The following is a 6,293-nucleotide window of genomic DNA, read 5'->3' as shown; positions in this document are numbered from 1 at the left end:
ACACCACCGTACACTTTTGCAAGTGTAGTACAGATAGCAGCAGTTAGAGTTGTTTTACCGTGGTCAACGTGGCCGATAGTACCAACGTTTACGTGCGGTTTCGTACGTTCAAATTTTGCTTTAGACATGAGTTGTCCCTCTAGGTACGGATTTAGGTGGCTTTGATGACCACGCAACCAAAATTATTGGTAAGAAGTATATATCAAAAGGAAATTATTGCTTAGAGAGCTGGTGCTGATACCCAGATTTGAACTGGGGACCTCACCCTTACCAAGGGTGCGCTCTACCGACTGAGCTATATCAGCACTCAAAATGGTTGGAGCGGGCAGCGGGAATCGAACCCGCATCATCAGCTTGGAAGGCTGAGGTAATAGCCATTATACGATGCCCGCACACGTAACTCTGAGAGCTATTTCCTTAAGAATATGGTGGAGGGGGACGGATTCGAACCATCGAAGGCAGTGCCGGCAGATTTACAGTCTGCTCCCTTTGGCCACTCGGGAACCCCTCCAAATTTTTCGCCACTCCTCCTCAAATAAGGAAGAATGGTGCCGACTACCGGAATCGAACTGGTGACCTACTGATTACAAGTCAGTTGCTCTACCTACTGAGCTAAGTCGGCATAAGTGGGGCGCATTCTATTGAATGATGTTCTAGCTTGCAAGACCAAATTTAAAAAAAAATCTATTTTTCTGTAATTTTCGCTTATTCGTTGCTTTTTCGGACTAATTGCGTTTTCTAGCTCAATTCTCTCACTTTAGAAGTTTGCATTCTTTTCACCTTGAGGTATGTTTCATCCTCTTAATTTCTCTCTTATTTTCATTGCCGAGTATTTTATGGGTCCTTACATCTCTTTTGATCGCCATCAATGGGCGGAGTTACGCAACTCTGTGCCGATGACTTTATCTGAAGCCGATCTAAAGGAACTGCAAGGGATTAATGAAAATCTGACGATGAAAGAAACCGAAGAAATCTACCTACCTTTGGCTCGTTTACTCAATCTATATGTCGTAGCAAGACAGAGCCGAAACACGGTTCTTCACCAGTTTATTGGTAACACAGACATTGCTCCACCATTTGTGATTGGTATTGCTGGCAGCGTTGCTGTAGGAAAAAGTACGACTGCTCGCCTATTAAAAGCTCTACTTTCACGATGGGAAAACCACCCTAAAGTGGAATTGATCACCACCGATGGCTTTTTATTTCCTAATCAAGTATTGAATGAAAAAGGAATAATGCAACGAAAGGGCTTCCCTGAATCCTATGATATGAAACGCCTTGTGCAGTTTGTTTCGGATGTTAAAGCAGGAAAGCGTCATGTTTCAGCACCAGTCTACTCACATCTTACTTATGACATTACAAGTGAAGAAAAAGTAGTAGATAGGCCTGACATTCTGATCATTGAAGGCTTGAATGTCCTTCAGAGCGGTATGGATTATCCCCATGACCCTCATCGCGTGTTTATTTCAGATTTCTTAGACTTTTCTCTTTATGTTGATGCTGATAGCGAACAGATTGAAAAATGGTACGTGGAACGATTTATGAAATTTCGTCATGGTGCGTTCAAAAAATCTGGTTCTTACTTCAGTCACTATACAAAACTATCAGAGCAAGAAGCGCGGGAAAAAGCACAAAGTATCTGGCATTCCATCAATGGTAAAAACCTGCAAAGCAATATTCTACCGACAAAAGAACGGGCCCAGCTTATTTTACGCAAAGGGGTAAATCATACCGTTGAAGAGATATTATTGCGAAAGTAATGGATTTACAGATACATCTATTCAGCCTTACGTAATGAGATCTCACCACCAATATAGCTTTGTAAGCCATTTTCAGTTTGAAGTAAAACTGCACCGTGCTCACTAATTCCATGCACTGTTCCATAGATTTCTCGCGGACCGATGAGCAACTTAACTTTACGACCGATGAAATTATCAAGACGATTCCAGCGCGGCACAAAATCTTTCATACCGTTCATTTCATAATCACGTAGAGCGTGATCCAGAGATTGGATAAACGCAATTGTGAGCTGGTTCCGATCAATATTGGCACGTTCGGTGACTTGTGACAGGCTAGCCCAAGGTTGATCAATTGATGATTCATTTTCCGGCATAAAAATGTTCATCCCCATGCCAATAACCAAATGCGCTGCTGCTCCAGCCTGACCTGTCAATTCAACCAAAATTCCAGCAAGCTTTCTATCTTGAAAATAGAGATCATTTGGCCATTTCAGCTTAACTCCGTCAAACCCTAGGCGTTCTAAAGCCTCAACAATGGCAACCCCAACCACCAAACTAAGTCCCATGGCTGCAGCCATTCCAGCCTCTAATCTCCAATACATTGAAATATAAAGATTACTACCAAAAGGAGAGATCCATTGGCGACCACGACGGCCACGACCATTAGCTTGATACTCGGCTAAGCACACGCTCCCCGATGGCAAACTATCAATTTTTTCGAGTAAGTACTGGTTAGTCGAATCGATGATAGGAAAGAGGTTGACAGGGTTATCGACCGCTTCTTGAATGACGTCTTCGTTAAGTAAGCTCAGAGGTTGAGCAAGTTGATACCCCTTCCCCTGCACACGAAAAACATCAATACCCCATTCTTGGATGCCCTGCATGTGCTTGCTAATAGCAGCACGAGAGATGCCAAGTTCAGCCCCTAAGGACTCTCCTGAGCAGAAATCACCCTTGGCTAAATGTTTTAACAAAGATAATTTAACGCTATGATCTTTCAATCTTGCTTCCCCATAATTTGCTGTAGCGTTGTTTCTTTCTTATTGTCTAAAAATCGGACTTCATGCTCTAAATAGATAGAATATTTACTGTAAACCGTCTTACAAATTTTCGAAGCAAGTTGAATAACATCTTCCGCGGTTGCATCACCACTGTTGACAATGACAAGAGCTTGTTTTGGATGAACTTGAGCCCCTCCAACACGAACACCTTTTAGCCCACACTGTTCAATCAACCAACCCGCAGCAATTTTTCTACCGCCATTAACCGGGTAAGAAACTATATCAGGATAACGCTGTAATAATACTTCCCATAGACTTAGACTAATAATAGGATTCTTAAAAAAGCTACCTGCATTACCAAGTATTCGGGGATCAGGTAATTTAGCTTGTCGCGTTGCACATATACACTGATATATATCCAACAATGTACAAGATTCGGCATTAAGATCCTGCAACGGTCCATAATTCAGAGTGGGTTGCCAATTTTTCTGAAGTATTAATCCAATCGCAACCACAATAGCTTTGCCATATAGCTGATGTTTAAAAATAGAGTCTCGATAACCAAACAAGCACTCTTGGGCTGTCAGACGTTTAACAGTAAATGACTCTAAACATAGATAATCAACGTAATGACAAACATCTTGGAACTCTACACCATAAGCTCCGATATTTTGGATCGGGGCAGAGCCCGCGCAACCGGGTATCAAAGCTAAATTTTCAAGACCTGCGATATTTTGTTTCACCGTCCACTCAACAAGTGAAGGCCAATCTTCCCCACCAGAGATATGTAAATAGTGATAATTTTCATCCTGTGTATGCTGCAACCCTTTAATTTGGTTGCTTAATATCACACCTTGAAACTCACTAGTAAATAGTACGTTACTTCCCTTACCGAGCATCAGTTTGGGTAAATTTTTCCATTGCGGGTTCTGATAGACTGCAATCAAGTCTTGTACTGACTCAATTTCAGCTAGGAAGCGGCATGACTGCTCAATAGCAAAAGTATGGTGGTCTTTGAGGTTGGCGTTGGGATGTAATTGCATGACATTCTATGTATAAATTAAACTCACCTCATTCTACAACAGATAGCTATATGAAGCAGAAAGAAATGACTCAACTAAACTTTGAAGTGCTTCCCCCAATCAAACTACCCTTGATCAAGCGGATCTATAAAGATCACTATCCTTCAACTAAAGCAAAGAAAGATGAATTATGTATTGTGGGAACTCTCGACGGCACCATCTGTGCTGTGGTTAGATTTAGAAACATTGAACAATATCGATTATTAACCGGTATGCTTGTTGTCCCTGAACTTAGAGGTCAAGGGGTTGGCTCACAATTGCTCGACCACTGTGAATCTCATGTTCTTACCTCACAAGACTATTGCTTTGCTTATCGCCATCTAAAAAGTTTTTATGCTGCGCACGGTTTTAGGCCTTTATCGCCAAATGAAACGCCACAGAACCTCAAGCAACTCTTAGAGCGCTATTTACGCAGTGGCAAAGATCTCATTCCGATGCGATACATGGGTAAAGCTAGTGAGAATCAGCAGCTTCTCTAGCAATTCATTACTCTAATTTGATACTATCCAGAGTCCGCAATTTTGCAAATAAGTAAGGTATATCATCCAATATGATTGCTCATAGAAATCCATTCGAACACCTGCCAACTATTGCACAATCGCCAGATCAATTTGAGGTTTTATTTTCCGCCAAAGAATTTAAGAATCACTTAATTGAGTCGATCCGTCAGGCAAGTAAGCGAATTTATCTTGTGGCTCTTTATTTAGAAGATGACGAAGCAGGCCGAGAAGTTTTTAACGAACTTTATCAAGCCAAGCAAAGAAATCCAGGCTTAGACATTGTGATTTGCGTTGATTGGCATAGAGCACAGCGTGGTCTCATTGGCGCTGATGCATCTGAAGGGAATGCTTCAATGTACAAAGAATTGGCGCAAAAGCATAAACATGCTATCCCTGTCTATGGCATCCCAGTCAGAGGTAGAGAAGTCTTTGGTGTTTTACATCTCAAAGGTTTTATCATTGACGATCAAGTAATTTACAGCGGTGCTAGTATCAATAACGTTTATCTGCATCAACAAGAACGCTATCGATTCGACCGTTACCATACTATCGATAATGAAACACTGGCAGACTCAATGGTGAAATTCATTCACCAAACAATGATCAGCCATCCAGCTGTCAATGACTTAGCCTGTACATCAAAACCAAAAACAAAAGATATTAAAGCCGATATCCGTCAATTTCGCGCAACTTTGGCTTTAGCAAACTATGAATTTGAAACACAAACGATAAGCGCAGAGCAAATTGCTTTAACGCCATTGGTCGGTATTGGCAAACGTAGAAATAGGCTTAATCACCATATTAATCAATTGATAGCTCAAGCCAAAGATGAAGTTTTTATCTGTACTCCATATTTTAATTTCCCCAAAAGTGTTGCTAAGGAAGTCAAAAGAGCATTAAAAAGGGGAGTAAAAGTGCATATCGTGGTCGGTGATAAAACAGCTAACGACTTTTATATCTCTCCTGAGCAAGATTTTAAAACTATTGGTGGATTGCCTTATTTATACGAAATAAATCTGCGTCGTTTTGCCAAAGCCAATGAAGCCAATATCGCTAGCCGAAATCTTTCTATTCATCTTTGGAAGCATGATGAAAATAGCTTTCACCTGAAAGGGATATGGGTAGATAAACGCTATATGCTAATTACAGGCAATAACTTAAATCCAAGGGCTTGGAAGTTAGATCTAGAAAATGCGATTCTTATCCAAGATCACTACCATCATCTTACTGAAAAATTTGATCGTGAAATCGAAAATATCCTTAAGCACACTCAATTAGTCTGTACTTACAAGCAATTAGAAAAAATTGAGGATTACCCTAATTCGGTGCAAAAGCTATTACGAAAAGTCACCAGGGTTAAAGCAGATAAAGTACTTAAGCAAATTCTATAATATCCAACTCTCGATGGCACACATTGGAAGTTATGTACAGCTTTAACTGAGATGGCTGGTCTTCAGTCAGTCGTGGAGGACGGCCTGTATGCTGCTTTTCTACCAAGCCTTCAACACCGTTCTTCAAATAAGTCGCCACCTAGTTATTGACACTGGTACGACTGACTTTTAAACATTTGGCGATCTGAGTGCGGCTTTTTCCATCCACGAAATGAGATATAGCAAGAAGTCTCGTACGCATCCTAGCATCAGATGTTTCACGAATAAGTTTTGGGAAGTCAGGAGTCGTCATATCGGCTCCTATTGAAGCTGATATTAGATCATAAAATTAGTGTGATTGGTATTAGAATGCGGGGGTTATGGTGTGCTTACGCTGTAGCAATAAGATATGGGAAGATAAGAGAGGCTAGTGGAAGGAAAATAAGTGACGAGTATTTTAATGCCTTAAACGCAAAAAAACCCCAGCATTGCTGCTGAGGTTTCTAATAAAGTGGCGGAGCGGACGGGACTCGAACCCGCGACCCCCGGCGTGACAGGCCGGTATTCTAACCAACTGAACTACCGCTCCGCTGCGTGTCTG

The 6,293-nt window shown here is 41.3% G+C and carries 7 protein-coding genes and 5 tRNA genes; 3 read left to right on the top strand and 9 right to left on the bottom strand.

Translation table 11 applies throughout. The annotated features are described in order from the left end of the window. From AACW06_RS18605 to AACW06_RS18585, 5 genes are all read right to left on the bottom strand, one after another. Positions 1-128 (bottom strand): GTP-binding protein (locus AACW06_RS18605; protein ID WP_238336750.1); only part of this gene is annotated, 128 nt, incomplete at its 3' end. A 101-nt stretch (positions 129-229) separates the two neighbouring features. Then, positions 230-305, bottom strand: a tRNA-Thr gene (locus AACW06_RS18600). A gap of 12 nt (positions 306-317) precedes the next feature. Continuing rightward, positions 318-392, bottom strand: a tRNA-Gly gene (locus tag AACW06_RS18595). A gap of 34 nt (positions 393-426) precedes the next feature. After that, positions 427-511: transfer RNA gene (locus tag AACW06_RS18590), tRNA-Tyr, on the bottom strand. 35 nt (positions 512-546) lie between these two features. Continuing rightward, positions 547-622: transfer RNA gene (locus AACW06_RS18585), tRNA-Thr, on the bottom strand. A gap of 214 nt (positions 623-836) precedes the next feature. On the opposite strand from AACW06_RS18585, the gene coaA reads away from it, so the two are divergent. Next, complete coding sequence (gene coaA, locus AACW06_RS18580; RefSeq protein WP_053309849.1) at positions 837-1,760, top strand: type I pantothenate kinase; 924 nt, start codon at positions 837-839, stop codon at positions 1,758-1,760. A 17-nt stretch (positions 1,761-1,777) separates the two neighbouring features. On the opposite strand, the gene birA is transcribed toward coaA, so the two are convergent. Together birA and murB are read right to left on the bottom strand one after the other, a co-directional pair. Beyond that, positions 1,778-2,740 (bottom strand): bifunctional biotin--[acetyl-CoA-carboxylase] ligase/biotin operon repressor BirA, encoded by a 963-nt coding sequence (gene birA / locus AACW06_RS18575; RefSeq protein ID WP_192076212.1) that lies wholly within the window; start codon positions 2,738-2,740, stop codon positions 1,778-1,780. After that, complete coding sequence (murB, locus tag AACW06_RS18570; protein WP_192076211.1) at positions 2,737-3,783, bottom strand: UDP-N-acetylmuramate dehydrogenase; 1,047 nt, start codon at positions 3,781-3,783, stop codon at positions 2,737-2,739. Before murB ends, birA begins: the two co-directional genes overlap by 4 nt. 65 nt (positions 3,784-3,848) lie before the next feature. On the opposite strand from murB, the gene AACW06_RS18565 reads away from it, so the two are divergent. Both AACW06_RS18565 and pssA read left to right on the top strand, forming a co-directional pair. Next, on the top strand, positions 3,849-4,301 hold the full coding sequence (locus AACW06_RS18565; protein WP_238336749.1) for a GNAT family N-acetyltransferase: 453 nt from the start codon (positions 3,849-3,851) through the stop codon (positions 4,299-4,301). A 71-nt stretch (positions 4,302-4,372) separates the two neighbouring features. Further along, entirely contained in the window at positions 4,373-5,713 is a 1,341-nt protein-coding gene (pssA, locus tag AACW06_RS18560; protein ID WP_192076209.1) for a CDP-diacylglycerol--serine O-phosphatidyltransferase, read from the top strand. Positions 5,714-5,852: 139 nt separating this feature from the next. On the opposite strand, the gene AACW06_RS21110 is transcribed toward pssA, so the two are convergent. Beyond that, positions 5,853-5,954, bottom strand: coding sequence for a hypothetical protein (locus AACW06_RS21110; RefSeq protein ID WP_443263787.1), 102 nt, complete (start codon positions 5,952-5,954; stop codon positions 5,853-5,855). 250 nt (positions 5,955-6,204) lie between these two features. Next, a tRNA-Asp gene (locus tag AACW06_RS18555) sits at positions 6,205-6,281 on the bottom strand. Between the last annotated feature and the right edge of the window lie 12 nt (positions 6,282-6,293).

Source organism: Vibrio sp. S12_S33 (assembly GCF_963889785.1).
Lineage (GTDB): Bacteria > Pseudomonadota > Gammaproteobacteria > Enterobacterales > Vibrionaceae > Vibrio > Vibrio aestuarianus.
This window is presented reverse-complemented; position numbering and strand designations above follow the sequence as displayed.

Bases quoted from the DNA above. Each gene is read 5' to 3' on its own strand.
- pssA (WP_192076209.1), top strand. From the start codon at position 4,373: ATGATTGCTCATAGAAATCCATTCGAACACCTGCCAACTATTGCACAA.
- AACW06_RS21110 (WP_443263787.1), bottom strand. From the start codon at position 5,954: ATGCGTACGAGACTTCTTGCTATATCTCATTTCGTGGATGGAAAAAGC.
- murB (WP_192076211.1), bottom strand. From the start codon at position 3,783: ATGCAATTACATCCCAACGCCAACCTCAAAGACCACCATACTTTTGCT.
- coaA (WP_053309849.1), top strand. From the start codon at position 837: ATGGGTCCTTACATCTCTTTTGATCGCCATCAATGGGCGGAGTTACGC.
- AACW06_RS18565 (WP_238336749.1), top strand. From the start codon at position 3,849: ATGACTCAACTAAACTTTGAAGTGCTTCCCCCAATCAAACTACCCTTG.